Raw genomic sequence first — 23,687 nt, forward strand, 5'->3', positions numbered from 1 at the left:
CTCCTTCTTCTCAATATGTTATCACTTGGAGAGTAAATTTCTCATTTCCTTAACATGAGAGAACACCGGGATTGTAAGCAAATATGGAATTATGGTATAATCATGCCAGATTTTTTTGTCAGGAGGTGGTATTTTGAGGCGAGTGGTTATCACGGGTATGGGAATCGTGAGTCCCTTTGGTGTTGGAAAAGAGAAAAATTTAGAAGGACTTAGAGAAACTAAAGTAACGATAGATCGGATATCTTCTTTTGACGCTTCTAATCTTCCAGTCCAGATCGCAGCAGAGGTGAGGGATTTCAAACCAGAAGAGTACATAAATCCGAAATTAGTCAAAAGAACAGACCGTTTCGTTCATTTCGCATTGGCCAGCACGAAAGAAGCTGTGGAAGACGCCAGTATAAATTTCGAGCCGTACGCCGACAGGACGGCCACCATCATAGGATCGGGCATGGGAGGATTTTTGACGCTCGACAATGAGAACAACAAATTCCTGAGTCAGGGTCCGGGCAGGGTCAGTCCGTTCCTGATTCCGATGATCCTCATCGACATGGCTTCCGGTGTTGTTGCAATGGAATACGGACTGAGAGGACCGAACTTCTCTTCTGTGAGCGCTTGCGCTTCTTCCCTCCACGCAGTGGCTCTCGGCGCTCTCCTCATAAGACACGGATACGCGGATGTGGCTGTCGTCGGTGGAACAGAAGCAACAATTGCTCCGCTTCCTATCACTGGGTTCGCCAACATGAGAGCGCTTTCAAAGAGGAACGACGATCCAAAACGTGCTTCCCGACCATTCGATAAGGACAGAGACGGCTTTGTGATGGGTGAAGGCGGTGCGGTTCTCATACTCGAAGCCGAGGAAGTGGCAAAATCGAGAGGAGCTAAAATTCTCGCGGAGATCAAAGGAGTGGGTATGACGGACGACGCGTACCACTTCAGCGCTCCAGATCCAGAGGGCAGAGGGGCGGCAGAGGCCATGAAACTCGCCCTGAAGGAATCCGGTCTGGCTGTCGAAGATATCGACTATGTGAGCTGTCACGCCACGAGCACACCAGCAGGTGACGAAGCGGAACTCAAAGCGATAAAGAGAGTACTCGGTGAACACGTGCGAAACGTCGCCATAAATTCCTCGAAAGCCCTGATAGGACATCTCCTTGGCGCCGCCGGTGCTTCTGAACTCGTTCTTGCCATCCTTCAAATGCAAAACTCTTTCGTCCATGGCATGCCGAACCTTGACAACCCGATCGATGAAGCGAAAGGGACCGGGCTTGTTGGTAAAGAGCCAGTTCAAATGGAGATCAAAAACTTCATAAAGAACTCCTTCGGTTTCGGTGGGCACAACGTGTCCATCGTGGTGGGGAGGTATGAACCATGAACATAGATTACGTGAAGTCTATTCTTCCACACAGGTATCCATTTCTCCTCGTTGACGGTGTGATAGAAGAGTCGGAGGACAGGATCGTCGCCTTTAAGAACATCAGCATCTCCGATCCCGTCTTCCAGGGGCATTTTCCGGAGTATCCGATATACCCGGGTGTTCTCATCGTAGAGGGCCTCGCACAGACCGCTGGAATCCTTCTTTTGAAGAGTGTGGAAGGAATCCCCCTGTTTCTTGGAATAGACGAAGCGCGTTTCAAGAAAGAGGTACGTCCGGGTGACAGGCTGATCTACGAGGTGAGAAAGCTCAGTGAAAAACTTGGCACGGTTCAGGTGGAAGGAGTTGCAAAGGTCGATGACAAAATCGTGGCGAAAGCCAGGCTTTTGCTGGGGGTGAAAAAGAAATGATCGTGAAAACAAGAGTGACAGAACTTCTGGGAATAGAGCATCCAATCCTCATGGGTGGAATGGCTTGGGCGGGAACTCCCACCCTCGCAGCAGCGGTATCGGAAGCGGGGGGGCTTGGGATCATCGGATCCGGCGCCATGAAACCGGACGACCTGAGAAAAGCGATCTCCGAACTCAGACAGAAGACGAACAAACCCTTCGGTGTGAACATAATCCTTGTGTCTCCGTGGGTAGACGATCTCGTCAAGGCGTGTATAGAGGAGAAAGTACCTGTCGTCACGTTCGGTGCAGGAAATCCAACGAAGTACATAAGGGAACTCAAGGAAAACGGAGCAAAGGTGATACCAGTCGTCGCTTCCGACTCTCTAGCAAAGATGGTGGAAAGAGCAGGAGCGGACGCGGTGATAGCAGAAGGGATGGAGTCAGGTGGACACATAGGTGAAGTCACAACCTTCGTTCTCGTCAACAAAGTCTCCAGGAGTGTAAACATCCCCGTGATCGCAGCTGGAGGCATCGCCGATGGAAGAGGTATGGCAGCTGCCTTTGCACTCGGAGCGGAAGCCATTCAGATGGGAACCAGGTTCGTGGCGAGTGTAGAAAGCGACGTGCACCCGGTTTACAAAGAAAAGATCGTCAAGGCCTCCATAAGGGACACCGTTGTGACAGGAGCCAAACTTGGACACCCCGCACGCGTTCTCAGAACTCCCTTTTCGAGGAAGATCCAGGAGATGGAGTTTGAAAACCCCATGCAGGCTGAAGAAATGCTGGTGGGAAGCCTCAGAAGGGCGGTTGTTGAGGGAGATCTGGAGAGAGGATCCTTCATGGTAGGACAGAGCGCCGGCTTGATCGACGAAATAAAACCGGTGAAGCAGATCATAGAAGATATCCTGAAGGAGTTCAAAGAAACGGTGGAGAAGCTGGGGGGGTACATCAAATGGTGAGACAACTCATAAAGGCAGGGATTTTCACGGCTCTTATCGTGGTAGGGGCGTGGATCTCGATCCCTCTGGGGCCTGTTCCTTTTACCCTTCAGGTGTTTTTCATCTTTCTTTCAGCGTACGTTCTGGGAAAGAAATATGGAACTCTTTCAGTTGCAACGTATGTTCTGCTTGGAGCTATAGGACTTCCTGTTTTTGCAAATTTCAAAGGTGGTGCGCAGGTCCTTGTGGGGCCGACTGGTGGGTATCTCTTTGGATTCATACTCGGAGCGTTTGTGATAGGACTTCTGGCTGAAAGGAAAGAAAGTTTCGCCTGGTATCTCGTTTCCGGGATAGCAGGACTCGGCATCATCTATGCGTTCGGCGTCTTTGTATTGAACTTCTACGTTCACGACATCAGGAAAGCAATTTCCGTGGGATTCGTTCCCTTTATCTGGTTTGATCTGATAAAACTGGTCGTTGCCGCTCTGATAGCGCTGAGACTCAGAAAAATGGGGGTGAAACGGTGAGGGCGTTCGTCTTCCCCGGACAGGGGTCACAATACTCCGGAATGGCTAACGATTTTTCCGTTTACGAGTCCTCGAAAGAAATATTCGAAAGAGCAAAGAAAGTACTTGGCTTTGACATCACGGAGATCATGAACGGTGACGAAGAAACACTGAAACTCACGGAGAACGCCCAGCCTTCCATCTACATAACAAGTTACATCGCTTTTCTCGAGCTGGAGAAGATAGGTATCCTGCCCGATGTTGTGGCAGGACACAGCCTCGGAGAGTACACCGCCCTGGCAGTGGCAGGGGTCTACGATTTCGAGACGGGGCTTTACCTTGTAAGAAAAAGGGGAGAGTACATGTCAAAGGCATTGGAACCAGGGAAGGGCACGATGGCCGCCGTCATAGGACTCAACATTGAAACCATAGAGGAAGTGGTGAACTCTATCGAAGGAGTTTACATAGCGAACTACAATTCCCATGACCAGGTAGTAATCAGTGGGTTGAAGGAATCGGTTGAAAAAGCCTTGGAGATTCTCAAAGAGAAGGGAGCTCGTCGTGTCGTTGAACTCATGGTCTCAAGCCCGTTCCACACACCGTTTCTGGAGTATGCCAGAGAGAAAATGAAGGAAGAAGTGGAGAAGGTAGACTTCAAAAAGCCGAGATGGCCCATCTTTATGAACTCGACGGCAAAACCAACGGAAAACCCTGAAGAGATAAAGAGAAACATAATCGAACAGATCACAGGACCGGTTCTATGGAAACAGTCGGTTGACACTATGAAAGAAATGGGTGTAACCGAGTTCGTTGAAGTTGGTCCAAAGACTGTTTTGAAAAACCTATGTAGAAGAATGGGAGCGGATGCAAAACACTTCACAGAACTTCTCTCGGAATGAACGCACCGTTCATGAGAACGGGTACCGTTTTGAAAAGATCTTCAGTCGTACAGAATTCGACATCTTTTCCGAATCCAAGAGAAATCAGCTTTTTCGCGTGGGAGGAGTGTCTTTTGATCTCCTCCCTTGTGTTTTCCACAGACTCAAAATACCTCTTCGCCCCGTGAGCGCCATCACCAAGATCGCTTCGCTTTAGCTTCTTCACTATCGCGCCAGCGAGCAGAAAATCCTCTAAGGAGAATCTGCCGTTCGTTCCAGCGCACACGAGTACTATGTCTTCTTTGCTTTTCAAATATTCAACGACCGCTGATAAGTTCAGAAAAGAAGCCGCCACTGTCTCTTCACTTCTGATCTTCTCGATAACCTGAGTGCCGTTTGTGGTTGTGAGAACGATGGTTTTTCCAGATATCTTTTCCTTTCTGTACTCCAGAGGAGAATTTCCAAGGTCGAATCCTTCCGGTCTTTGCGCGTTCCTCTCTCCACAGATCAGAACGCCTTCTTTTCTCCTCTCCAGAGCCTCTTCGATGGTTTTCACGGGTATCACACCAGAGGCACCGTTCGAAAGAGCGGTCACTATGGTGCTCGTTGCCCTCAGAACATCTATCACAACCGCCGTTTTACACTCCACAGGTGAGCATGGTACCATCACGACGTCTACCATTCCATCGCCCTCTCCAGCATCTCGTCGAGGTCATCTGTGTTGAACGGATCGTAAACGGGAAGATCCGTTTCGAATTTTCCGTTGAGAGATACCCCACTTATCACTTTTGCGTTGGACAAAGTCTCTATCAGTCTTCTCTCTTCTTCAAAATCCGGTTTTTTTGGAATTTGCGGGAAAGATTCGAAATGGTCTCTGCCCGGATCGTGGACCAGGAAAACCAAGTCAGGATTAGAACCGTACAGAAGACCGAGGGTGACCTGACCATAAGCAGGATGTCTCAGGGCTCCTTGCCCCTCCACGAAGACGATTTCCTTTCCCATTTTTTCGAGTTTCAGGATAGCTTTTTCCACCACACCGGGAACGAAATCTGCAGGAACAGCGTCGATCACGTACCCCGCATCCGCTCCTATGAGGATCCCTGTCTGTCCTGTTGCAAGAAAACCCGCTTTGATCCCTTTCTCCAGGGCTCTTTCCCAGAGTTGAACAGCGGTGGTCCTTTTACCTACCACGCAGTCGGTTCCGAAGACACCAACGACTTTTATCTTCTTTTGGTATATACCTCCCCTGAGAACGTCGAGCTCGAGAGGTGGGATCCGAACATCTATTATTCTCGCACCGTTTTCATAAGCAATCTTCAAAAATTCTGTTTGCTGTGAGATTTTGAAATGAAGACCAGAAATGACGTCCATACCAAGCGAGAGTGCCTCTTTTACGAGAGACGCTATTTGCTCTTCCAGATATCCTCCAGGGTTCGACACTCCAATTATCAGGACCTCGGCTCCCATTGCTTTCGCCTTTTCAACAGAGGAGACCACGAGCACGTCGTATCGAACGGGCTTCACAAAGTCACTCACCATCTTCCCTTCGTGTTCAGCAACTATACAAACGGGTTTGAAGAGTCTGCTGTGCCTTAAAAGTCCGTAGGTGGTTTTGGCATGAGGTGTTCCCAGCTGTCCCCACGCTACGATCGCCGCTGGTGTGCCGGGTTGGTATAATTTCCAGAGATCCATTCTCTTTCCCTCCGTTTTTTTAAAAGATTCTATCACGGGAGGTTTCTACTTTGAAGATAGCTGTTGTGGGTGGTACCTTCTGGGACATCTTCGTCTTTGGTGAAAAGCCCCACTCTTCGATAATAAAGGAATCACCGGGAGGATCCGGGCTCAACGTGGCTTATGGCTTATTCCTTTTGGGTCACACCGTGGATTTCTACTCGAACATTGGAGATGACTGGAGAGGAAAACAAACAACAGAAATCCTGGAAAGGGCAAGTTTCGACATCTCACACATGTTCACCATCCAAGGTGGAAAAACGGGGATTTTCATCGCCCAAGACGACAGACCCATCGCCGTCGACCCGGGTGTGAACAGAAGAGAAATGAAACTGTCCTCTTTGAGCGAATACGACCTTGTTTTTGTGACTGGTGAGGTTTCGGAAAAAGCGATAAGAAAGATCTGTGAAAACGCCAGAAACGTGATCCTGGATGTAGGACCAGGTGCAAGATTCGACACTACCAATCTGAACGCACTCGTGATAGGAAACGAACACGAGTGTTCTTTCAGAAGGTGCGACGTTGTGAAGATGGATTCGAAAGGTGCAAGATGGGGAGAAGTGTACGTTCCAGGAAACGGCATTCTATATCCTTACTCGATCGGACTGGGTGATCTGTTCGACATCGTCTTCGTGCACAATCTTCTCCTTGGAAAGTCAAAGAAAGAGATTCTCGAAGAAGCCGTGAAGTGCTCTCAGACCCTCGGCCAAAAAGAAAACGTGACACCCTTTGAGAGAATTTCACTCCTCGAGTCGCTCAGTGCGAAAGACGATACGCTTAAAAGCCCAGGTGAATCCAAAGACGCTTCCCACCACGGTGACTAACAGGATCGAGAAGAACATCAGGTGAGAGCCCGTTGAAAGAGCGTACCCGAGCACACCGACAGCACCTATGGCCACAAGCTGTAGAAGGAGTGTTTCAGGACCAGAAAAGACCTTCGCCGGATTCGCGAGGCTTCCTGTTTTTTCCCATTTGGAAAGAAGGAGCCCAAGAGCCGAGACGAAAAGAAGCAGACTCAAACTCGCCGGTATGAAGAAAATGTAGAACAATTGCTTTTGATAAATCGCCAGAAAGATCACAAAAGCAGAAACGACAGCCGAGTTCAGCAGAGATGAGACAAGTATCTTCGAAATCATCACATCACTCATTTTGACGGGTAAAACCTTCGGGAGCGGCCACACTTCCATTTCTTTTTTCCACAGCATAGCGCTCATTGTAGCGTTGTAGAGCACTGCGATACCGATCGCAAAAATCAATCCAAAATCGGGACTTCCAACGAACGTCATGAGAACACCAAAACCAATTGGGTACAAAAGAAGGTAAAGCGATCTTTCTTCGCGAAAGAGCGTGATGAGATCTTTCTTGAAAAATCCCTTACCTGGAAACCTCGTGGGTTTTTCAGCAGACGTTCTTTCTTTGCGCAGAACAGGTTCGAACATGACGGTTTTGGAGATCATCCGAAAGACGAGGAAAGTTCCAAAACATATCAGAATTTCATAAAGAAGAAAGATCGGATTTTCTCTTGAAAAAACAGCGTACGCAAAAACGTTCCATTTCGAGAGGAACCATTTTCCAAATGATACGGAGAAACCAGGGAGATTGACGAGGATCAGGAACAGAAACACAGCGAGAAGTTGAATCAATGAGTAAAGCTTCCGCGACAGCGATGTTCTCAAGAGCCTTCCAAACAGAACTGAAAAAATGGCTCCCCCGAGGAGCAGAAAAACGGTGTGAAACACTCCAGTGACGAAGGGTACCCAGTTGTTCATCAAAAGCGAGTACATGAAGAGATTAAGAACCATCATTATGAGAATGAAAGACTGATAGAAGAGGGATATCAACAGCTGATAGATCACTATCGTGCTCCTCTCAATGGGAAGGGTGAGCAGAAACTCGATCTCTCCTTCCAGAACGAACGAATTGGAAAGATAAAAAGACACACCGAGAAGAAACATCACAGAAAACATGGTGGTCGAAAAGGAAAGCGAAGCAGAGAAGGCTTCTTTCCCGAATTCTTCGAGTATCGCTTTGAAATTGTTCCCCATGAGCGAGTAAAACAGAAAACCTGTTATCAAAACAGAGATAAGAACAGAGTAGAGTCCTTTCCTCCCACGAGCCGGAGCGTATCTGAGCAAAACGGAAAGCTTCCTCATTTTCACAGCTCCCTTATGATCTCTTCTATCTCTTCTCCCTCTGCGGTGAGCTGAAGGAACAGATCCTCCAGACTGGCCTCTTTCTGACCGGCGAGCTTTCTGAGCTCTTCCATGGTACCCTCCGCTATCAGTCTGCCTTTGTTTATAATGCCTATTCTGTCGCACATCTTTTCTGCGATCTCCAATATGTGGGTGGTGAGAAATATCGTGGCTTCCTCGTCAGCGTACTTTCTCAAAAGGAGTTTCAATATCTTGGCACTCTTCGCGTCGAGCCCCACCGTGGGTTCATCGAGAAATATCACCTTCGGCTTTCTCATGAAAACACTGACCAGCATGAGTTTCTGTTTCATACCGTGGGACATCTCGCCTACTCTCTTTCCAAGGTAATCCACTTTGAAGGCTTCGCAGAGTTCCGCTATCCTTTTATCGATCTCTTCTTCTTTCAGATCGTAAATCTCGATGATGAAATCCAAAAACTCTTTTCCCGTCAGATGTGAATAGATCTTTGGCTCGTCCGGTATCACGCCGATACTCTTCTTTATCTCGATCTCGTGGGTGCTCATTTTCATGCCGAGAATTTCCACTTCTCCTTCCGTTGGTTTCAAAACACCGGTGAGCATCTTTATCGTGGTGGTTTTCCCCGCACCGTTCGGCCCCAAAAAACCGTATATCTCCCCCGGCCTCACCGAAAGATCGATGTGATCGACCGCGGTGAAATCTCCGAACTTCCTGGTTAGTCCTCTTGCGACTATCAATGAAATCAGCTCCCTTCTTTCACTGTCCACTGGCCGCTGATCAGTTTCACACCAAGATACACGAAGGGGGTGTCGATCAGTGCCATGATCAGTTTCACCACGTACTGGGAAAAGATCATCTGAACAAGAACGTTCCCCGGGATCGTTCCAACGAACGCCAATGTGATGAAGGTGAGCGTGTCTATGAACTGAGAGACCATCGTGGACAGGTTGTTTCTGAGCCACAGGTGTGATCCTTTGGTAAGCTTTTTCCAGAAGTGGAATGCCCAGACGTCGTGAGTCTGTGAAAGAATGTAAGCCAGAATGCTCGCGATCACGATCCTCGGAGTTGATCCAAAAACCTTCACGAAGGCATCATTGTTCGCAAATATGGGAGCGGGAGGATAGAAGACGGCTATTTGGGAATAGATCACCAGAATCAGAGACGTGAAGAAACCCGTCCAGACCACCTTCTGGGCTGTTCTTTTCCCGTAGACTTCCGATACGATATCCGTTACAGCAAACGTGATAGGGTAACACAAAACCGCCACCGGGACAAGGAAAGGCCCTAAGTTCACCAGCTTCCCCGCGATCACGTTGGATATGATCAAAGCAGAGACGAATATTCCCGTCAGGAGAATGAGTTTTTCATTCGACTTTTCCACTCTCTTTCCCCTCCAGTGAACCTATCTGAGTGGTTGTCTTTATGCCACCCCTTATGTTGTAGATCACTGTAACTCTGATTCGGTCGGTTTTGAGAAGATTCTTCAAATCTTCGTAGATTCTCTTCGTCGCTTCTTCCTGGTATATACCAACGTTTCTGAAGCTGACGAAGTAGTACTTCAACGATTTGAGTTCGACGATTTTCCCGCCGTCCGGGTAGTACTCTATGATCACTCTTCCGATGTCTGGAAGACCGGAGAAGGGACAGACTGCGGAGAACTCGTCGGTCTCTATCTTTATGTACTCGTCTTTCCCATCGAAATCGATCGCCTCGAGAAAATCCGTCCTTATCGCGTCGTGTCCTTTGAAGTCGAAGATCCTTCCCTCTGCCTTCGGCATAGGATCACTCCTCCACCATGAGTTTTATTTTCTCAAGAACCTCTTCGGGATTTCTTCCGAACACCCTTATCATCGCTTCTTTTCCCCACCAACCTTCATCATATATCACATCTGGAGGTGATTTCAACTCCGCTATCGCCTGCTCGATCATCCACACCATAGACTGCCCCTCTTTCTCCTGAATCTCCTTCGGTTCTTTTGACCGGTCGTAGTGGAAAACCTTCAATCCCCGCTTCTTCGCTCTCTCAACGTACTCTTTCTCATATCGAACGTTCACCACGCACCTCATGTGAGGATGATACCTCATCATCGTGACAACCATACGTGTCGTGTGGGATCTATCCTTGAAAGAAGCACAGGACACCACCACCGCTTTTCCTTCTTTGAGTCTTATCCTTCCGGGAAACTTTCCCACCTCGAATTCGTTCTTCGCCCACGGGAGAGCATAGGAAACGTTCTGTCCCACCTCCGGCACCGTGAGATGGCCGATCTCGAGGAACTCCGGAAGAATCTCGTCGAGTGTGCTCAGGGTGTCGTACCTGTACCAGTCCCGAAGGAGTTTTTCCGTCTCCACCACACCCGAGGATCTTTCAAGAATTTTTTTCAAAAGCTCCATGGCGGATCTGATGGCCTCTTCCACCGGGTAGTTCATCGCTAAAAACCCTGAAACGGCACTGGAAAAGGCACAACCTGTTCCATGGAACTCTCCAGGAACCCTGGGAACTTCAAAAACGAAATCCTTGTACCTCACCTTCACCGTGTCACCTTTTTCGTGCCCGCCGGTGACGATGAAGTTATTGTATTCACCGAGTTTTTTCGCCTCTTCACTGTTCAGGATCACATAATCAGCGTATCCCACGAATTTCTTCACTTCCTCCGGATCCTGAAACCTGAAACCTGAAGACGATTCGAGAACCACGTTCCAGACGATCGTTGAATCCGGGAACATTTCCCTCAGTTTTTTCACCGTCTCCGGTGCAGAGAGTCCTACCTTTATCACCTGCGGGGGTGTCAGGACTTCTATCTCTCTTCTCATTTCTTCCCAGTCTCTGAAGTTCACTGAAAACACCCTGTTTTCATTCTGCACGGTCAGAGCAGAGATCACCGCGTGAGTTTTCACACCGAGAGCCGAGAGGATCTTCACATCCTGAATTATCCCCGCACCTCCAGAAGGATCAAAGCCCGCAACTACAAGAACCATCAGAGATCCCTCCAGCATTCGAAGAGTTTTTCCAGACCTTCTTCGCATTCCGGTGTTGGTTCCAGAACGAAATCCACGTCGAAACCCTTTATGAACTCCAGCACTTCAAAAAATTCTTTCGACTCACCCCAGGGAGCGTGGTGACACCTTCTGTAGGTTTCGAGATCCGCGTAGTAAATGTGGAATTCTTCTACAAAATCAGTGAGTCTTTCTATGAATTCGACGGGAGAAAAGCCGTAGATTTCGGCATCCAGAAGGAGGTGGCCGATGTCAACACACATCTTACATCCCGTGTTTTCAAGAAAGACTCTGTAGTCTTCAGCGGAGTGAAAATGATCGTTTCCATAAACGTTCTCCACTCGAACGTTGATGACGCCTGCGAGTTCAGAAAACTCTCTCTCTACTTCTCTGTAGATGGAAAGCCAGTTTTCTTTCTGAAGGGTGTTCGGGAAGTGAGCTATCATGTATTCTGCACCAATCTTCCTGGCAAACTCAGCACATTTTCTGTTCACAGAAAAGGTGTCTTCTCTTTTTTCCTCGTTCAGAGAGGTCGGATTCGGGTGGTGGTATCTGTACCTGTAGATGAAGGGAGCGTGAATTCCAAAATTTTTGTCGCGAAAAAAGTGGAGGACCCTCTCGAGGTCTTCCACTTTGAAAAAGCCCAGTTCGTAAAGTTCCGCTTCTGGGAGTGTTTCAAGCAGATCGGGATCACTTCTTATGATGCTCGTGGATACACCCTTTCTCAAGAGAACTCCTCCGCTATCTTTATCGCGCAGAACGGTCCACACATGGAACAACCCTTGTCGGGATACGGTCTTTCTTCGTACTTCCTTTTCGCGATGTCCTTTCCCAGCGAAAGGCTGAACATCGTCTCCCAGTCAAAATTCTTTCTTGCGAGGGCCATCTTTTTCTCGAGTTCCCAGGCTTTTTTGTTTCCGCGCGCCACATCCGCAACCACAGCCGCTATCTTAGAGGCTATCACACCTTCTCTCACATCTTCAACATCCGGAAGTGAGATGTGTTCTGAAGGGGTCACGTAACAAAGAAAGTCAGCTCCGTAGTAACCCGCCAGCGCACCACCTATCGCGCAGGCTATGTGATCATATCCCGTGGCTCTATCTGTTGGAAGCGGGCCGAGAAGAAAGATGGGGGCTCCCTTTCCGATCTTTTTCATGAGCCTCACGTTCATCTCCACCTCATTCAGCGGAACGTGCCCCGGCCCTTCCAGCATCACTTGAACTCCCTTTTCTCTCGCTCTCTCAACGAGTTCCCCCATCACGAATAGCTCCTCGAACTGCTGGGCATCACTCGCGTCCACCACAGCTCCGGGTCTCATGCCATCACCAAGACTCAGAGTGATGTCGTAATCTTTTGCGATGTCTAAGAGTTCATCGAAGTGTTCATAGAACGGATTTTCCCTGTTGTTTTTTATCATCCATCCTGCAATGATCGCTCCTCCTCTGCTCACGATCTTCAAAACCCGTTTTGAACTTTTTATTCTTTCAAGCACCTTTCTTGTCACACCAACGTGGATCGTCATGAAGTCTATCCCGTCCTCCGCATGCGCTATGACCATATCGAAAAAGTCCTTCTCTGAAAAATCCACCACGTTCTTCTTCATCTGATAGCTCTTCACGGCGGAATCGTATATGGGCACCGAACCAACTGGAACGGGAGACATTTCCACGATGGCCCTTCTGATCTCCCTCAGGTCCCCCCACGTGGAGAGGACCATGAGGGAGTCAGCACCGTATTCTATCGCTACTCTTGCCTTCTCTTTTTCCTCTTCGAGTGAAGAAAATCCTTGGGAGGTTCCTATGTTCGCGTTCACCTTTACACTGAAACCTTCTCCAACGATCATTGGCCTTTCTATCCTGTGAAGTCTGTTCTTTGGAAGAACCGCTCTGCCTTCCGCAAGCTTTTGTCTGACGATCTCGACATCCACACCTTCGTACTCCGCTACCTTCTTCATCTCATCGGAAACAACACCCTTTCTGGCCATTTCCATTTGGGTCATGATCTCACCTCAGCCTTTCGCTCACAATTTTCGCCACTTTCTGACCGGACAGAATCATTCCGCCGAAGATGGGGCCCATCCTTGGTCCACCGTAAACAGCGCAAACTGCCATCCCTGAAACGAGAAGCCCCGGGAAGATCTCACCGGTGTTATCCACCACGAATTTTTCCGCTTCATCGGCATCCATAGGAAACTCTGTTTTCATCTCTACGAGACCTCTCTTTGCAAGAAGCGAAACCACGTTCGCGGGATGGCCGGTACCATCCACAACGAAAGAAGCTTTTATCGTGATGGGATCAACATGAAGCCCCAGCCTCACTGTTGGACCCCAGTTCACCACCACACCACAGACCTTACCGTTTTGAACCGCCACATCTTCAACCGAAACGTTGTTGAAGACAATGGCACCTGCCTTCGTTGCTCTGTAGAGAAGTCCCGAAGCAAAATGCACGGAATCCACCACTACGTGGTCTTCTTTCACTTCGTATTCGATTTCTACTTCCTTCAGAAAATTCTCGAGTTCTCTCTCCAGCACGATCTCGTTGAACATCATTCCTCCACCCCAGATACCGCCTCCCGGGGTGTTTCTTTCTTCGAACACAGCCACTTTAAAACCGTTCTTTGCTAGCTCGTACGCTGCCGTGAGACCACTCGGTCCTGCTCCTACGATCGCAACATCCAGTTCCAGGCTGTTTCTGAGTTTCTCAAAGTACCTTTCAACGATGAGTTTGGAGATCAACACATCTCTCATAAACACACCTCCTTATGTAAAAATAAAAACCTCCGCCGAGCGGAGGTTTTTTATTCCCACCTTCCCCGATCCCTCCGCCGGCATTACCCGGATCAGGTTCTAGGGGTCGAGGACTTCCGTCCTCCTCTCAGCCCCGGAATAGGAGCTCCCCCTGGGGAAGGTTTTCGATATTCATTTCTCTCGACATCTATTTTAAAGGATTTTTTGTGTGATATAATTTAAATGGAGGTTTCATTTTTGAAAGTGTTCAATGGAGGTGAGAGAAAATGGCGGATCAGTACCACGAACCAGTTTCTGAACTCACTGGGAAGGACAGGGATTTCGTGAGAGCTCTGAACAGTCTGAAAGAAGAGATAGAGGCGGTTGCCTGGTACCATCAGAGGGTTGTTACCACAGAGGATGAAACCGTGAGAAAAATACTCGAACACAATAGGAACGAAGAGATGGAGCACGCAGCGATGCTCCTCGAGTGGCTGAGAAGGAACATGCCCGGCTGGGATGAAGCACTCAGAACCTACTTGTTCACGGACAAACCGATCACAGAAATCGAAGAAGAGGAAACATCCGGTAGATCAGAAAATACGGGTGGAGACCTCGGCATAAGGAAACTCTGAAAGGGGTGGTGAACATGGAATTTCTGAAAAGATCCTTTGCTCCACTGACAGAAAAACAGTGGCAGGAGATAGATAGAAGAGCGAGGGAAATCCTCAAAACGCAGCTTTACGGAAGAAGATTCGTCGATGTGGAAGGACCGTACGGCTGGGAGTACGCTGCACATCCGTTGGGAGAAGTTGAAGTGCTTTCAGACGAGAACGAAGCGGTGAAGTGGGGATTGAGGAAGTCTCTGCCGCTCATCGAATTAAGGGCAACGTTCACCCTCGGTCTGTGGGAACTCGACAATCTCGAGAGAGGAAAACCGAACGTGGATCTTTCCAGCCTGGAAGAAGCGGCGAGAAAAGTGGCGGAATTTGAAGACGAAGTGATATTCGAAGGATGTGAAAAATCCGGTGTTAAAGGCCTTCTTTCCTTCGAAGAGAGGAAAATCAAGTGTGGAAACACACCGAAAGACCTCCTCGAAGCCATAGTGAGAGCTCTTTCGATCTTCTCAAAAGATGGTATAGATGGTCCTTACACACTCGTCGTAAACACCGACAGGTGGATCAACTTCCTGAAAGAAGAGGCAGGGCATTACCCCCTCGAGAAGAGAGTGGAAGAATGTCTCAGGGGTGGTAAGATCATAACCACACCGAGGATCGAGGATGCCCTCATTGTTTCAGAGCGTGGAGGAGATTTCAAGCTGATCCTCGGACAGGATCTTTCGATAGGGTACGAAGACAGAGAAAAAGACGCGGTGAGACTTTTCATAACGGAGACGTTCACCTTCCAGGTTGTCAACCCGGAGGCTTTGATTCTTCTAACGTTCTGATCTGGTCCGCTCTTCGGAGCGGACCTTTCGATTAAAGAACGTCCAGTTTTCCCTTCGCCCACGTTCCCACTACTTTCCCCGCAATCGCGACTATTCCTGAGATTCCCTGATGTTCTCTGATTTCTCTCAAGAATTTTGGAATGTCATAGGAGTTCCTCACAGAATTTTCGAACAAAGCTATCGCCCTGTTACATATCGATTCCTCTTTTCCAAGAACGAGAATTCCTTTCTCACCAGCGAATACTCCGGCGACGCACACAGACGGTGTGAGTTCAGGAAAGATCTTAACACTCATGCCTTCAAAGAAATGAATCACGATCGGCTGTGAGATCTTCAGGAAGAACCTCCCATCTCTTTCCAGAACGAAATCACTCTCTTTTAGAATATCCACAAGGATCGCCCCGTTCTTTTCGAGGGAATATCCGTTCAATGAAAGTTTTTCCGGAAGAATAGCAGATCTATCCACTAAAAGTGTGTATCCGTTCTTCAATTCCACTCTTTTGAACCTACCCAACGCAAGAACAGGAGCTCCTGTAGCAATCCTCATCTCCTCACCTCCCCATAAAAGAAAAGGGGCCGACCATTCGGCCGGCCCCTCGATTTTGGTCTCACCGCTCACACGAAAACCCTCGGTCCTTCGAGGGGCCGGCTTTTGATCGTAGTGCACATTATCATATCGCTGAGAATTCCCTGCTCAAAGAGTACAAAACTACCCATAGTCTCACCTCACAGAGATACGATACCACCGCACTGTTAAAATCATGTTGCCTCTTTCATTAAATTCATGATATCCCTTTCACTCGCCTCAAAAACACCTATCGCCCAGTCGGAAACACCACCTATCCATATCACTCTTCTTTCATAGACTACAAGCCCACACCCGAATATCACCCTTATTCTGTCTCCGTACTCCTCAATCACACCTTTTGGTGAGAGAACGTAATTCGTGGTGCCGAGGAGTCTTCCCCTGCCATCCACGAGTGCCAGGCCGTTTTTGTAGGTGAGATCTTTGAGAACAGCGTGCCATCCCACCAGATACCCTTCCTTCACTTTAACCGCGTTCGTTGACCATCCAACTTTAGTTTCCCACTCTTCCGGGAAAAAGACGGGATCGAGCGAATACAGATCTATGTAACTTCCTTCGAGCCTTCCTCTCCAGCAGACCTTGGCATCACCAACCGTCAATCTCGTCAGGATAACGTTCGACTCCACAAAAGAACTGTCTTTCATGGAAACCGGCACATACTCACCCAGCGTACTCTTTATCGATATGTATCTCTTCTCAATCAGGTTCAGATCCTCGTCGAGAACAGCGTACGCAAGAAAATCGGTGTGGGGTTTTCCTTCCTGTGACCAGTCTTTGTATCCTTTTGCTGTGTAGAGAAGCTCGAAACGGGAATTTTTGAAAAACACCCTCGGATCTTCGCACCCCAGAAACTCCTGAATATCCCTCGGCCAGAATACGACTTCCATTTCCAGTGGTTTTTTAACTTCTCCACTCAACAGATCGTCGATGTTCACTGTGAAGTGACCAATAGACGAAACGTACTTGTAGTAATCGAAAATCAAACGAGGGAAAACGTGAAGCGTTTTACCGACGAGAACCGCTCCAGGATTGAACACAGCCACTGGATTTCTGGGATAGTTTGTGATGACAAAATCTTTGGGGAAAAAGTAAATCACCCGATTGAACACATCGATCGTCTCATCTTTTCTCAGGGATTTTCTTCGTGCCAGCGCTTTTCCGAGGATCTCTTCCACCATCTCCTATTTCCCCTTTGAAACCTGAAGGGGAGATCCCCTTCAGGCCAGCTGGTCCATCATCTTTCCGTAGAGTTCTCCTGCGATTCTCACGAGCTTCACGTTCAAACCCGTTTGCTGATAGAGGGAGAAAAAGAGTATCTGTTCCATCTGCTCCTTTGTCATGACAGGAGAACCACCAGCTGTTGAGACAGGGGTGGTGCGCTGCTGGGCATAACTTTGATAAAAGGGGTTGTAGCCGATTCCTTCCACTCTCATGGTATCACCCCTATTTCCTTATCGGAAAAATCATCGAGATGTTTACTTTGAAAGACGTTCGAGCGTTTCTTCTATTTCTTCGTAGGGTGGTTCCTTTCCTGGATCTTCGGAAACCCAGGAGTAAACTATTGTTCCACTTCCATCTACCACGTAAACAGCCCTCTTCGCAACGGTGTAGCCGGGAATGTTCAAAAAGTTCTCGTGGACACCACCGTACTGTGAAGCCACTTTCCCACCAAAGTCGGAGAGCAGTTCGAACGTGATGTGGTTTTTCTCAGCGAAGGCCTTGTTCGCGAACGGACTGTCCACGCTGATTCCAAGAACCACCGCGTTGAGTCTGTTAAACTTGGAGAGAGAATCTCTGAACGTGCAGAGTTCTTTCTCACAAACGCTCGTGAACGCTCCTGGATAGAAAGCAAGCACGACGTTCTTTCCAGAAAAATCGGAGAGTTTCACCATTTTCAGATTGGTGTTTACCAGCTCAAAATTGATCGCCTTATCACCTGACTTCAACATGAAAACCACCTCCAGTTAGGTTGAACTCACCCAATAGAATTCTACCACGAAAGGGGATCATCTATGAAATACGAAAAAATAGCCTTCTTCAGGTTTTTCGGTAGATTGAACGATTTTTTCAGAGATGGTGAAAGAATAAAAGTTCATCGCTTTACGGGTTTTCAGACGGTGAAGGACAGAATAGAAGCCCTTGGAGTTCCGCATGTGGAAGTGAGCCTCATCACGCTGAACGGAAAACCGGTCGGCTTCGATCATATGGTGGAAGATGGGGAACTCTTCTTTGTATATCCGGAGTTCCAGAACATAGAAATCCCTGAAGACTGGCTCGTCACCCCCAGATACAGAGGTGAACCCCGCTTCGTGCTCGATATACACCTCGGAAAACTGGCACGACTTCTCAGAATGCTGGGTTTTGAATCGATTTTTGGTGAAGAAAGTGACGAAAAACTCTGCGAGATGGCGGTGAAGAAGAAAGCCATTCTTCTGTCCAGAGACACGGGTCTTCTGAAAAGAAAAGAGATCGTTTTCGGTTACTACGTGAGAAACACGGATCCGAAGAGACAACTGGTGGAGGTGGTGGAAAGGTACGATCTGAAGAAGTGGATGAAACCCTTCACCCGATGCATCGAATGTGGTGTGGAACTCGAAGAAGTGCAAAAAGAGGCTGTGAAAAACAGAGTCCCTCCGAAAGTCTATGAACTCTTCAACGAGTTCGCTCGCTGTCCGGTGTGTGGAAGAATCTATTGGAAAGGGTCACACTACGATCACATGGTGGAGTTCATGAAATCAAACATAAATATGGTATAATTTCAACATACAATTTTTCTGTAAGGGGTGATTAACATGAAAAGACTTCTCTTACTTTTTCTGGTGACTGTTTCCCTGCTTCTCATGATGGGAACCAGCTGTGAATCGAGGGTTCAGGTGCCGGTACCTCTTCCCAAAGTAGACGTTGAAATGCCGAAAGTGGACCTCGGTTTCAAAGTAGTGGAACCAACGGGAACGGAGGACTTCTTTGAAGATTTTGAAGCCTACGGTCAAGGTCAGGTTGCCCCGTTTGGCCCCTGGAAAGTGCTTGGAAAGGCTCCGCATGCTGAGGAAGGAGTCCAGGCAGATAAAACCATAGGCAAGGTTCTCAAAGTGATCATAGACCGTGGAGTTTTCACTCCGGGAGAGTGGACAAACTTTATCCTCGAGTGTAATCTGAAGAGAGAAGGATCTGCAGCGGGAAGAGTGTACTTCAGACTGTCCGAAGATGGAAAGAAAGGCTTCTACGTGGCTTTCTCAGAGTACGGTATATCTCTTCATAAGTTCGCAGGAAGTATAGACATGAAGATAGCGGAAAACAGTAGTTTCAAACTGAGTGACGACTGGTTGTATTTGAAGGTTCTTGCGGAAGGAGAAAAGATAGAAGTCTTTTTGAATGGAAAGAGAGCGATCAGCATCACCGATTCTGATGTCTTCTCAGGAGGAATAGGTCTCGCTACCACCTTCCAGACAGTATTCTTTGACAACGTGAGAGTAGAAACGATCGAATAAAGAAGAAGGGGCTTCCGCCCCTTCATTTCTGTTCCTGATCTGCCTGCTCTTCCACGAAAGTCGGCTTTCTCTTCACCTTTCTTATCACGTAGAACTCCAACTCATCTCCTTCCTGTATATCGTCGAATCCCGCGAACTTTATTCCACACTCCTGCGGTGCTTCAACTACGTTGACATCCTCTTTGTAGTGTTTCAAACTCTCTATTTTTCCTTCGAAAACGAGCTGACCATTTCTGTAGATCCTCACAAAACCGTTCCTGTCGGCTTTACCGTCGAGCATTTGAACTCCCGCCACTTTTCCTACTTTGGATATCTTGAAGATCTTTCTTATCTCGCCATGACCGATGACCTCTTCTACTTCTTCTGGCTCCAGCATACCCTCGAGTGCGAGCTTCAAATCCTCAACGAGTTTGTATATGATGGAGTAAGTTCTGACATCGACTCCTTCCTGCTCCGCAAGTCTTCGCGCCTGGTTGTTCACCTTCACCCTGAAACCGAGGATGACTCCATCCACGGCAGCGGCGAGCATCACGTCGCTTGTGCTGATTTCACCCACCCCAGCGTGAACTATGTTCAATTCAATCTCTTTAGACTGGAGCTTGTTTATCGCATTTTTCAAAGCGGCCACAGAACCGTACGTATCCGCTTTCAGAATGAGATTGAGCACCTTCTTTTCCTTCTCCTGCATCATCTTCATGAGATCCTCGAGGTTTATGTGCTTCCTCGATTGTTTCTGGGCTTCGAGCTTTTGGAATCTCTTTTCCACGATCTCTTTGGCCTTTTCTGCGCTTTCAACCACGTAGACGTTGGAGTGTACGTCGGGAACATCTTCGAAGCCGAGAATCATAACGGGCTGAGATGGGTAGGCTTCTTTGATTGGTCTCATGTTGTCGTCGAAGAGATTTCTGACCTTTCCGTACGTGTTCGAGGCAACAACCGCGTCTCCAACCTTGAGAACACCATCTTTCACGATCACACTCGCAATGGGTCCCATTTTCTTGTCCAATTTAGACTCTATGATCACAGCCCTCGCAGGACCTTCGGGGTAGCACTTTATCTCGTTCATCTCCGCGACGAGAAGAATCATCTCCAGCAGTTCATCGACTCCCTGACCGGTTCTTGCCGATATAGGTACCACTATCGTGTCTCCACCCCATTCTTCAGGAATGAGCCCCAGCTTTTCTACGAGCTCTTGCTTAGTCTTTTCTACGTTGGCATTTGGCTTGTCGATCTTGTTTATCGCCACGATGATCGGCACGTTGGCAGCCTTAGCGTGGTTGTAGGCCTCTATCGTTTGTGGCATCACTCCATCATCTGCTGCCACGACGAGAACCACTATATCCGTCGCCTGAGCTCCCCTTGCACGCATCTCAGTGAAGAGTTCGTGCCCGGGTGTGTCTATGAAAGTGATCTTTTTTCCGTTGACTTCCACCTGATATGCTCCTATGGACTGCGTTATTCCTCCTTCTTCCCTCTCGGCGACTCTCGTGGATCTGATCCTGTCGAGTAGTGTAGTTTTTCCGTGATCGACGTGTCCCATGACCGTTACGACGGGAGGCCTCGGAACGAGTTTGTCCTTCTCCTTTTCGTAAAGCTCCTGGTATCTCTTTTCTAGAAGCTCAAACTCGTCAATTTCTTCCGCTGGAATTTGCTGTTCTTCCTCTATCTCTATCTCGATCTTGTACTCTTTGAGGATCTGCTCTACTTCCTCAAGCTTTAGGATCTGGCCGGGTCTCAACGCGATTCCTCTCTTGATGAACATGTCTTGGATGATCTTGTTTTGTGGAACACCTATTTTCTCGGCTATGATGTCGAGTTTGAGTTCGTCTGGTTTCAGAGTGATCTTTTTCCGCTTTTTCTTTTCGACGATCTCTTTTTCTATCTCCTCTTCTCCCTTTTCTTTCTTCGGCTTGGAAGGCTGCTTGACCTTCCGGTTATCTTCTTCCAGAAGATCTATGATGATATTCGCCATTTCTTCATCCACATAGCTCATATGGCTTTTCACGTTCACGCCAAGCTCTTCCAGCTCCTGAAGAAGTTCTTTCGGTGACATGTTCAGTTTTCTGGCTAACTCGTAAACTCTCAGTTTGGCCATTTCTATCACCTCGCCCTGTCTATTTTACCATCTCCAAAATGGCATCTATCAGATTGTCCTCTTCAAGACCTATCACCGAAACAGCAGGCTTGTCGAGTAACCTCCCCAGTTCCTCTTTGCTGAACATGATAACATAAGGGACTTTTTTGTTCTCGCACCTCATGATCGTGTCTTCTTTCGTCCTTTCACTGGCATCTTCCGCTACGATTATGAGTTTTTTCGCCCTTGATGACCTTATGTAAGCCCTTATTCGTTCCTTACCGAAGACGATCTTTCTGGCTCTCACGGCGAAACCTATGTAGCTGTAAACTTTTTTTCTGACCTGGTCCTCCATCCTATCACCTCATACGTGAGATCAGATACAGAATGAGGGAAACCACAAGACTGATGATCAGACTGGTCATCAGCGGGAAATAAAAGACGAAATTCTTCCTTCTTATCACTATGTCACCGGGAAGCTTTCCCAGGAACGGGATCTTTTCAAACAAAATCAGAAGGATTCCAAAGGTCACAAGAATCAATCCCATGAGGATCAGAAATTTTCCGATCCCCTGGAACACCGTTCATTCCCCCTTCCTGAAATAATCGAAAGGTACCTTGATCATTTCCCCTTCCTGATCCGAGAAAAGAGTCACCGTTCTGAGAAACACGTTCACGTTCACGACCTTGTAACGCTTCCCTTCGTAGGTGATCGTGCTCCCTTCGTCTGGTATTCCTTCCAGCTCCTTTTCGTAGAAATCGTACTCGTAAGTGAGACAGCACAGAAGTCTTCTGCATGGTCCGGATATCTTCGCGGGGTTGATCATCATCTGCTGCTTTTTTGCGTGTTTCAATGTAACACTGGAGAAATCTCTGAGAAACGTGGAACAGCAGGTCGGAAGTCCGCACAGTCCAAGACCACCGAAGAATTTCATCTCATCTCTCACACCAACCTGTCTCAGCTCTATCCTCGTCTTGAAGATCTTTGCGAGGTCTCTCACGAGCTCTCTGAAATCAACCCTTCCCTCTGCGCTGAAGAAAAAGATGAGTCTCGTCCTATCGAAGGTGTACTTAGCATAGAGGAGCTTCATAGGAAGACCGTGTTCTTTTATTTTCTGCCTGCATATCTGGAAAGCGTTCCATGCATCTTCTACATTCTTTCTGTGTTGTTCCAGATCTTCGTCCATCAACTTTCTGATCACGGCCTTGAGTTCGTACCCTACTTCGTCTATGACCACCTCTCTGGGAGGTATCAGAACCCTCCCCACTTCAAGACCGAAGTCTCCCAAAACCAGAACGAGGTCTCCTCTCTCGTATTCATCACCGTTGGGTACGGAGTAGTAAACTATCTTACCCTTTGGTATTATTTCCACTCCCACTGCCTGTGCCTTCAGCTCCAAGCGTTGACACCTCTCTTTCTCTCCCTGTTTATCGCTAGGATATTCATCAGAGTGAGTTTGTTGTTCAGATTCGCGATTTTCACCCTGAGAATTGAATCGAGGAAAGACACGCTTTTTTGATCTTCGACGCTTTCCCAAGTGTTTTCGTGGAGGATGATTCTTGTCAGTCTCTGGATCAAAAGAAACGCGTCTTTTCCAGTTACCGTGTTTGTTACTTGGTCAAAAAGCACAAAAAATTCTTTTGAATCAACCTTTGAAAATCTCTCCAGAAGCTCTCTGCACGCGAGATAACCTTCGAGTCCTTTTGAAAGGACTTTCTTTAAGAGCTTTTCCGTCTCCAAAATTTTGAGACTTTCCATCAACCCAGAAAGTTTTTCCGCGCCGAGTTTGTAGGCTTCGAGAGCAGTTCCAAAGTCTCTTTCAAGAAGTGGAAGTTCCTCCCAGAGATCGCCTATTTTCTCTTTCACAAGATCTCTGAACTCCTTTGGAACGTTCACAACCACCCTGAACACCCTGCTCTTTATCGTCGGCAGTAGATAATGCCAGTGACGGGTGTTCAGAACTATCACAGCGTATTCTGGTGGTTCTTCAAGGGTTTTCAGAAACGCGTTCGCCGCCTGCTGGGTCATCCTCTCACAGTCGTGGACTATCACGTACTTCCTCGTGTAGAGCTCGGGACTGTAGTTCAGAAAATCCTTTATCATTCTGATTTCGTCTATACCTATGTTCTCCCCCTCTGGATCTATCTCCAGAACATCCGAGGCCTTCGGGGGAAACTTCTCCACGTACTCAGGAAGTTCAAGGGATATTTCCCTCGGATACGAAAGATCCTCTCCGTTTATGAGAACGGATATTCCTTCAGACTTTTCTATGATCCTTTTCAAAGTTTCCAGTTGGTCCTCGGCGTACTTTCTGATCAAATCATTCATGCTCTCACCTCGCCGTCATTCAATTATAACAACCAATGATAAAATCAAA

General features: G+C 47.8%; 29 protein-coding genes and 1 riboswitch. Of the genes, 10 read left to right on the forward strand and 19 right to left on the reverse strand.

Annotated elements, in window-relative coordinates; translation table 11 throughout:
- The first annotated feature begins 133 nt into the window (after positions 1-133).
- From fabF to fabD, 5 genes are read left to right on the forward strand one after another with little or no spacing between them, the layout of a single operon-like run.
- Positions 134-1,372: a beta-ketoacyl-ACP synthase II gene (fabF, locus tag MC24_RS07425; protein ID WP_038054115.1), complete on the forward strand. Its 1,239-nt coding sequence runs from the start codon at positions 134-136 to the stop codon at positions 1,370-1,372.
- Complete coding sequence (gene fabZ / locus MC24_RS07430; protein WP_038054118.1) at positions 1,369-1,782, forward strand: 3-hydroxyacyl-ACP dehydratase FabZ; 414 nt, start codon at positions 1,369-1,371, stop codon at positions 1,780-1,782. The genes fabF and fabZ overlap by 4 nt, the downstream gene beginning before the upstream one ends.
- Positions 1,779-2,723, forward strand: coding sequence for an enoyl-[acyl-carrier-protein] reductase FabK (fabK, locus tag MC24_RS07435; protein WP_038054121.1), 945 nt, complete (start codon positions 1,779-1,781; stop codon positions 2,721-2,723). Before fabZ ends, fabK begins: the two co-directional genes overlap by 4 nt.
- Positions 2,720-3,229, forward strand: coding sequence for a biotin transporter BioY (locus MC24_RS07440; protein WP_038054227.1), 510 nt, complete (start codon positions 2,720-2,722; stop codon positions 3,227-3,229). The genes fabK and MC24_RS07440 overlap by 4 nt, the downstream gene beginning before the upstream one ends.
- Positions 3,226-4,107 (forward strand): ACP S-malonyltransferase, encoded by an 882-nt coding sequence (fabD, locus tag MC24_RS07445; protein WP_038054125.1) that lies wholly within the window; start codon positions 3,226-3,228, stop codon positions 4,105-4,107. The genes MC24_RS07440 and fabD overlap by 4 nt, the downstream gene beginning before the upstream one ends.
- Here fabD and MC24_RS07450 read toward each other — a convergent pair.
- Positions 4,085-4,768, reverse strand: coding sequence for a 2-phosphosulfolactate phosphatase family protein (locus tag MC24_RS07450; RefSeq protein ID WP_038054126.1), 684 nt, complete (start codon positions 4,766-4,768; stop codon positions 4,085-4,087). The two genes, fabD and MC24_RS07450, sit on opposite strands and share 23 nt — an antisense overlap.
- Positions 4,762-5,778: a DUF1611 domain-containing protein gene (locus tag MC24_RS07455; RefSeq protein ID WP_038054127.1), complete on the reverse strand. Its 1,017-nt coding sequence runs from the start codon at positions 5,776-5,778 to the stop codon at positions 4,762-4,764. Before MC24_RS07455 ends, MC24_RS07450 begins: the two co-directional genes overlap by 7 nt.
- 50 nt (positions 5,779-5,828) lie before the next feature.
- Here MC24_RS07455 and MC24_RS07460 point away from each other — a divergent pair, with 50 nt between their 5' ends.
- Entirely contained in the window at positions 5,829-6,641 is an 813-nt protein-coding gene (locus MC24_RS07460) for a PfkB family carbohydrate kinase (RefSeq protein ID WP_038054129.1), read from the forward strand.
- Here MC24_RS07460 and MC24_RS07465 read toward each other — a convergent pair.
- From MC24_RS07465 to MC24_RS07500, 8 genes are read right to left on the reverse strand one after another with little or no spacing between them, the layout of a single operon-like run.
- Complete coding sequence (locus tag MC24_RS07465) at positions 6,558-7,970, reverse strand: hypothetical protein (protein WP_038054130.1); 1,413 nt, start codon at positions 7,968-7,970, stop codon at positions 6,558-6,560. The two genes, MC24_RS07460 and MC24_RS07465, sit on opposite strands and share 84 nt — an antisense overlap.
- A gap of 2 nt (positions 7,971-7,972) precedes the next feature.
- Positions 7,973-8,725 carry an ABC transporter ATP-binding protein gene (locus tag MC24_RS07470; protein ID WP_038054133.1) on the reverse strand — a complete coding sequence of 251 codons (753 nt, stop codon included), beginning with the start codon at positions 8,723-8,725 and terminating at the stop codon, positions 7,973-7,975.
- Between the two features lie 5 nt (positions 8,726-8,730).
- A complete protein-coding gene (locus MC24_RS07475) occupies positions 8,731-9,369 on the reverse strand; it encodes a queuosine precursor transporter (RefSeq protein ID WP_038054134.1) in 639 nt (212 codons plus the stop codon).
- Complete coding sequence (queF, locus tag MC24_RS07480) at positions 9,353-9,766, reverse strand: preQ(1) synthase (protein ID WP_038054135.1); 414 nt, start codon at positions 9,764-9,766, stop codon at positions 9,353-9,355. Before queF ends, MC24_RS07475 begins: the two co-directional genes overlap by 17 nt.
- Positions 9,767-9,770: 4 nt before the next feature.
- The gene (locus MC24_RS07485; protein ID WP_038054141.1) at positions 9,771-10,967 is read right to left on the reverse strand and encodes a thiamine-phosphate synthase family protein; all 1,197 of its coding nucleotides are present in this window, start codon (positions 10,965-10,967) and stop codon (positions 9,771-9,773) included.
- Positions 10,967-11,713, reverse strand: coding sequence for a sugar phosphate isomerase/epimerase family protein (locus tag MC24_RS07490; protein WP_038054143.1), 747 nt, complete (start codon positions 11,711-11,713; stop codon positions 10,967-10,969). Before MC24_RS07490 ends, MC24_RS07485 begins: the two co-directional genes overlap by 1 nt.
- Entirely contained in the window at positions 11,710-12,984 is a 1,275-nt protein-coding gene (thiC, locus tag MC24_RS07495; RefSeq protein WP_038054150.1) for a phosphomethylpyrimidine synthase ThiC, read from the reverse strand. Before thiC ends, MC24_RS07490 begins: the two co-directional genes overlap by 4 nt.
- 4 nt (positions 12,985-12,988) lie before the next feature.
- Positions 12,989-13,735, reverse strand: a complete 747-nt coding sequence (locus MC24_RS07500; RefSeq protein WP_038054151.1) for a sulfide-dependent adenosine diphosphate thiazole synthase — start codon at positions 13,733-13,735, stop codon at positions 12,989-12,991.
- Between the two features lie 52 nt (positions 13,736-13,787).
- Positions 13,788-13,897: riboswitch (TPP riboswitch) on the reverse strand.
- Between the two features lie 104 nt (positions 13,898-14,001).
- Between MC24_RS07500 and MC24_RS07505 the strand changes: the two genes are divergently transcribed.
- A complete protein-coding gene (locus tag MC24_RS07505) occupies positions 14,002-14,349 on the forward strand; it encodes an encapsulin-associated ferritin-like protein (RefSeq protein ID WP_038054153.1) in 348 nt (115 codons plus the stop codon).
- Positions 14,350-14,363: 14 nt separating this feature from the next.
- Positions 14,364-15,161, forward strand: a complete 798-nt coding sequence (locus MC24_RS07510; protein ID WP_038054155.1) for a family 1 encapsulin nanocompartment shell protein — start codon at positions 14,364-14,366, stop codon at positions 15,159-15,161.
- Positions 15,162-15,192: 31 nt separating this feature from the next.
- Here MC24_RS07510 and MC24_RS07515 read toward each other — a convergent pair whose 3' ends face one another.
- The 4 genes from MC24_RS07515 to MC24_RS07530 all read right to left on the reverse strand — a co-directional run bounded on the left by MC24_RS07515 (position 15,193) and on the right by MC24_RS07530 (position 17,696).
- Complete coding sequence (locus MC24_RS07515; protein ID WP_038054157.1) at positions 15,193-15,708, reverse strand: hypothetical protein; 516 nt, start codon at positions 15,706-15,708, stop codon at positions 15,193-15,195.
- A 212-nt stretch (positions 15,709-15,920) separates the two neighbouring features.
- Positions 15,921-16,925: a glycosidase gene (locus MC24_RS07520; protein ID WP_038054159.1), complete on the reverse strand. Its 1,005-nt coding sequence runs from the start codon at positions 16,923-16,925 to the stop codon at positions 15,921-15,923.
- A gap of 39 nt (positions 16,926-16,964) precedes the next feature.
- Positions 16,965-17,180, reverse strand: a complete 216-nt coding sequence (locus MC24_RS07525) for a hypothetical protein (RefSeq protein ID WP_038054163.1) — start codon at positions 17,178-17,180, stop codon at positions 16,965-16,967.
- A gap of 42 nt (positions 17,181-17,222) precedes the next feature.
- Complete coding sequence (locus MC24_RS07530) at positions 17,223-17,696, reverse strand: peroxiredoxin (protein WP_038054166.1); 474 nt, start codon at positions 17,694-17,696, stop codon at positions 17,223-17,225.
- A gap of 63 nt (positions 17,697-17,759) precedes the next feature.
- On the opposite strand from MC24_RS07530, the gene MC24_RS07535 reads away from it, so the two are divergent.
- Complete coding sequence (locus MC24_RS07535) at positions 17,760-18,503, forward strand: Mut7-C RNAse domain-containing protein (RefSeq protein WP_038054169.1); 744 nt, start codon at positions 17,760-17,762, stop codon at positions 18,501-18,503.
- Between the two features lie 36 nt (positions 18,504-18,539).
- Positions 18,540-19,235, forward strand: a complete 696-nt coding sequence (locus MC24_RS07540; RefSeq protein ID WP_038054171.1) for a family 16 glycoside hydrolase — start codon at positions 18,540-18,542, stop codon at positions 19,233-19,235.
- 22 nt (positions 19,236-19,257) lie between these two features.
- Here MC24_RS07540 and infB read toward each other — a convergent pair whose 3' ends face one another.
- The 5 genes from infB to MC24_RS07565 are packed head-to-tail and all read right to left on the reverse strand — an operon-like array spanning position 19,258 to position 23,638.
- Complete coding sequence (gene infB, locus MC24_RS07545; RefSeq protein ID WP_038054173.1) at positions 19,258-21,330, reverse strand: translation initiation factor IF-2; 2,073 nt, start codon at positions 21,328-21,330, stop codon at positions 19,258-19,260.
- 19 nt (positions 21,331-21,349) lie between these two features.
- Entirely contained in the window at positions 21,350-21,664 is a 315-nt protein-coding gene (locus MC24_RS07550) for a L7Ae/L30e/S12e/Gadd45 family ribosomal protein (protein ID WP_038054175.1), read from the reverse strand.
- A 4-nt stretch (positions 21,665-21,668) separates the two neighbouring features.
- Positions 21,669-21,890 (reverse strand): DUF2905 domain-containing protein, encoded by a 222-nt coding sequence (locus MC24_RS07555; RefSeq protein ID WP_038054179.1) that lies wholly within the window; start codon positions 21,888-21,890, stop codon positions 21,669-21,671.
- Between the two features lie 3 nt (positions 21,891-21,893).
- Positions 21,894-22,709, reverse strand: coding sequence for a PSP1 domain-containing protein (locus MC24_RS07560; RefSeq protein WP_038054182.1), 816 nt, complete (start codon positions 22,707-22,709; stop codon positions 21,894-21,896).
- Complete coding sequence (locus tag MC24_RS07565) at positions 22,700-23,638, reverse strand: DNA polymerase III subunit delta' (RefSeq protein WP_038054185.1); 939 nt, start codon at positions 23,636-23,638, stop codon at positions 22,700-22,702. The genes MC24_RS07560 and MC24_RS07565 overlap by 10 nt, the downstream gene beginning before the upstream one ends.
- Between the last annotated feature and the right edge of the window lie 49 nt (positions 23,639-23,687).

The sequence above is a fragment of the Thermotoga sp. Mc24 genome (assembly GCF_000784835.1).
GTDB lineage: Bacteria > Thermotogota > Thermotogae > Thermotogales > Thermotogaceae > Thermotoga.

What these genes read in the sequence shown, in the direction of transcription:
- MC24_RS07485 (WP_038054141.1), bottom strand. Translation starts at nt 10,967, where the DNA reads ATGGTTCTTGTAGTTGCGGGCTTTGATCCTTCTGGAGGTGCGGGGATA.
- MC24_RS07530 (WP_038054166.1), bottom strand. Translation starts at nt 17,696, where the DNA reads ATGTTGAAGTCAGGTGATAAGGCGATCAATTTTGAGCTGGTAAACACC.
- MC24_RS07540 (WP_038054171.1), top strand. Translation starts at nt 18,540, where the DNA reads ATGAAAAGACTTCTCTTACTTTTTCTGGTGACTGTTTCCCTGCTTCTC.
- MC24_RS07505 (WP_038054153.1), top strand. Translation starts at nt 14,002, where the DNA reads ATGGCGGATCAGTACCACGAACCAGTTTCTGAACTCACTGGGAAGGAC.
- MC24_RS07550 (WP_038054175.1), bottom strand. Translation starts at nt 21,664, where the DNA reads ATGGAGGACCAGGTCAGAAAAAAAGTTTACAGCTACATAGGTTTCGCC.
- infB (WP_038054173.1), bottom strand. Translation starts at nt 21,330, where the DNA reads ATGGCCAAACTGAGAGTTTACGAGTTAGCCAGAAAACTGAACATGTCA.
- MC24_RS07515 (WP_038054157.1), bottom strand. Translation starts at nt 15,708, where the DNA reads ATGAGGATTGCTACAGGAGCTCCTGTTCTTGCGTTGGGTAGGTTCAAA.
- fabZ (WP_038054118.1), top strand. Translation starts at nt 1,369, where the DNA reads ATGAACATAGATTACGTGAAGTCTATTCTTCCACACAGGTATCCATTT.
- thiC (WP_038054150.1), bottom strand. Translation starts at nt 12,984, where the DNA reads ATGACCCAAATGGAAATGGCCAGAAAGGGTGTTGTTTCCGATGAGATG.
- MC24_RS07520 (WP_038054159.1), bottom strand. Translation starts at nt 16,925, where the DNA reads ATGGTGGAAGAGATCCTCGGAAAAGCGCTGGCACGAAGAAAATCCCTG.
- MC24_RS07455 (WP_038054127.1), bottom strand. Translation starts at nt 5,778, where the DNA reads ATGGATCTCTGGAAATTATACCAACCCGGCACACCAGCGGCGATCGTA.
- fabK (WP_038054121.1), top strand. Translation starts at nt 1,779, where the DNA reads ATGATCGTGAAAACAAGAGTGACAGAACTTCTGGGAATAGAGCATCCA.
- MC24_RS07465 (WP_038054130.1), bottom strand. Translation starts at nt 7,970, where the DNA reads ATGAGGAAGCTTTCCGTTTTGCTCAGATACGCTCCGGCTCGTGGGAGG.
- MC24_RS07525 (WP_038054163.1), bottom strand. Translation starts at nt 17,180, where the DNA reads ATGAGAGTGGAAGGAATCGGCTACAACCCCTTTTATCAAAGTTATGCC.
- MC24_RS07535 (WP_038054169.1), top strand. Translation starts at nt 17,760, where the DNA reads ATGAAATACGAAAAAATAGCCTTCTTCAGGTTTTTCGGTAGATTGAAC.
- MC24_RS07450 (WP_038054126.1), bottom strand. Translation starts at nt 4,768, where the DNA reads ATGGTAGACGTCGTGATGGTACCATGCTCACCTGTGGAGTGTAAAACG.
- MC24_RS07500 (WP_038054151.1), bottom strand. Translation starts at nt 13,735, where the DNA reads ATGAGAGATGTGTTGATCTCCAAACTCATCGTTGAAAGGTACTTTGAG.
- queF (WP_038054135.1), bottom strand. Translation starts at nt 9,766, where the DNA reads ATGCCGAAGGCAGAGGGAAGGATCTTCGACTTCAAAGGACACGACGCG.
- MC24_RS07510 (WP_038054155.1), top strand. Translation starts at nt 14,364, where the DNA reads ATGGAATTTCTGAAAAGATCCTTTGCTCCACTGACAGAAAAACAGTGG.
- MC24_RS07565 (WP_038054185.1), bottom strand. Translation starts at nt 23,638, where the DNA reads ATGAATGATTTGATCAGAAAGTACGCCGAGGACCAACTGGAAACTTTG.